Source organism: Plesiomonas sp., from assembly GCF_051650925.1.
In the GTDB taxonomy this organism is placed as follows: Bacteria; Pseudomonadota; Gammaproteobacteria; order Enterobacterales; family CAMTGL01; genus Plesiomonas.
Window position 1 is genome coordinate 1 of the sequence record NZ_JBOFRH010000420.1, and the last position, 1,890, is coordinate 1,890.

General features: G+C 47.6%; 2 protein-coding genes and 1 pseudogene. 2 read left to right on the forward strand and 1 reads right to left on the reverse strand.

The window, feature by feature from the left end; translation table 11 throughout:
- Positions 1-258: pseudogene (locus ACRC27_RS10015) on the reverse strand (alanine dehydrogenase); the annotation flags it as partial.
- Between the two features lie 153 nt (positions 259-411).
- Here ACRC27_RS10015 and lrp point away from each other — a divergent pair.
- The gene (gene lrp, locus ACRC27_RS10020; RefSeq protein ID WP_010861779.1) at positions 412-906 is read left to right on the forward strand and encodes a leucine-responsive transcriptional regulator Lrp; all 495 of its coding nucleotides are present in this window, start codon (positions 412-414) and stop codon (positions 904-906) included.
- Between the two features lie 129 nt (positions 907-1,035).
- Positions 1,036-1,890 (forward strand): DNA translocase FtsK 4TM domain-containing protein (locus tag ACRC27_RS10025; RefSeq protein WP_438639802.1); only part of this gene is annotated, 855 nt, incomplete at its 3' end.

Consider the following 1,890-nt stretch of genomic DNA (forward strand, 5'->3'; position numbering starts at 1 on the left):
TCTGAGTTTGGTACGTTCTACTGTTTGTAGCTCTTTTACTTTGACAATCATCTCTGCATTTGCGAAAACATCATCTGAGGAAGAAACGATACATGCTCCCGCAGCAATGTAATCTTTATCGGTAAATCCGATATGAGTGCCAGCATGGGATTCAACAAGGACTTGGTGCCCGTCGGCAACCAGTGTTCTGACTCCCGCAGGGATCATGCCAACGCGATATTCATGGTTTTTGATTTCTTTCGGGATGCCGATAATCATCTGAAACCCTCATGGTTAATGGTGAATCAGGCGGTGTAATAACAGAAACGCTGGTTATGTTGCTAGTATATAACGAGTAGGTTGGCAGAGTGTTTCTTTTTTCGAGCTCAAGCAGCAATTAATTCACGCAAGGACGTAAACGGGTGGAACAAAATGGTAGAGAATAAAAAGCGGCCAAGCAAAGATCTCGACAGAATCGATCGTAATATTCTGAACGAGTTACAAAAGGACGGGCGTATCTCCAACGTTGAATTATCAAAGCGAGTGGGTCTGTCACCAACCCCGTGTCTTGAACGGGTTCGGCGTTTAGAGCGTCAGGGTTTTATTAATGGCTATACTGCATTATTGAACCCGCATTATTTGGATGCATCCCTGCTGGTGTTTGTGGAAATTACCCTGAACCGTGGGGCAGCCGATGTATTTGACCAGTTCAATGCGGCGGTACAAAAGTTAGAAGAGATTCAGGAATGCCATCTGGTATCCGGTGATTTCGACTACTTGCTGAAAACCCGTGTGCCAGATATGTCGGCATACCGTAAGCTGCTGGGGGAAACCCTGCTGCGTCTGCCGGGCGTTAACGACACCCGAACTTATGTGGTAATGGAAGAGGTCAAACAGACTAACCGTCTGGTGATTAAAACCCGTTAAGCATGAGAGATGCAAAACAAATTCAGCTTGGTTAAAATACTGGTCATTCATCCAGACTGAAACGCTCGAGCGGCTTTTGCCGCTCGGCGTATTTTTGGTCTTTAGCTATTGCCTCCTGGAGAGACATACTTGAGCCAGGTACTTGTGGAAAAGAAAATCAGAAACAGTAAAAAACTGAGTGGATTGCACCGCATCATGGAAGCGATTCTGATTGTCGGTGTTGTGTTTGCGGTTTATATGATGGTGGCCCTGCTCAGCTTTGATCCCACAGATCCCAGCTGGTCTCAGGCTTCGTGGCATGATGCAGTCAAAAATATTACCGGCAGTGTCGGTGCATGGATTGCCGATGCGTTATTTTTATCTGTCGGAGCACTGGCCTATACCATACCTCCTATTTTAGTGATTGCGGCTTGGGTATTATTTCGCCGCCGCAGTGACGATGAACGCTTTGATTTTCTCAATTTGGCATTACGCCTGATTGGCATCGTATTACTGATTGGCGCGTCCTGTGGATTAGCCGCGATCAGTGTCGATGATTTCTATTATTTCCCGTCCGGTGGTTTTATCGGTGCGGCCATCAGTGATTACACTGTTCCTTGGTTTTCCCGTATTGGCGCTACGCTGATTTTGCTGTGCGTGTGGGCGGCGGCGGTGACTCTGTTTACCGGTTTGTCATGGCTGACGTTGGCGGAAAATATTGGTTCAGCCATCTTAAATCCAGTGGCTTTTATTACCCATGGTGCGCGCAGTCGTAAGCAGCAAGCGGAAGACGATGAGTTCGTTGCCGATGATGATGTTGCCGATCTACCGCCTGCGGATGAAGATGATATTTTGCTGGGTAAGCGAGAGCCGACAATACCGCCGATGCGTCCTCTTAGCGCTTATGATGATGAGAGTGAATTAGATGCAGCGCCAACCCCGAGCGGTAATAGTGCGGATAAAAGTCAGACTGCAACGCCAGCAAACCAACCTCAGCACGCTCAG

Excerpts from the sequence above, each read along its gene's own strand:
- lrp (WP_010861779.1), top strand. The coding sequence starts at position 412 with ATGGTAGAGAATAAAAAGCGGCCAAGCAAAGATCTCGACAGAATCGAT.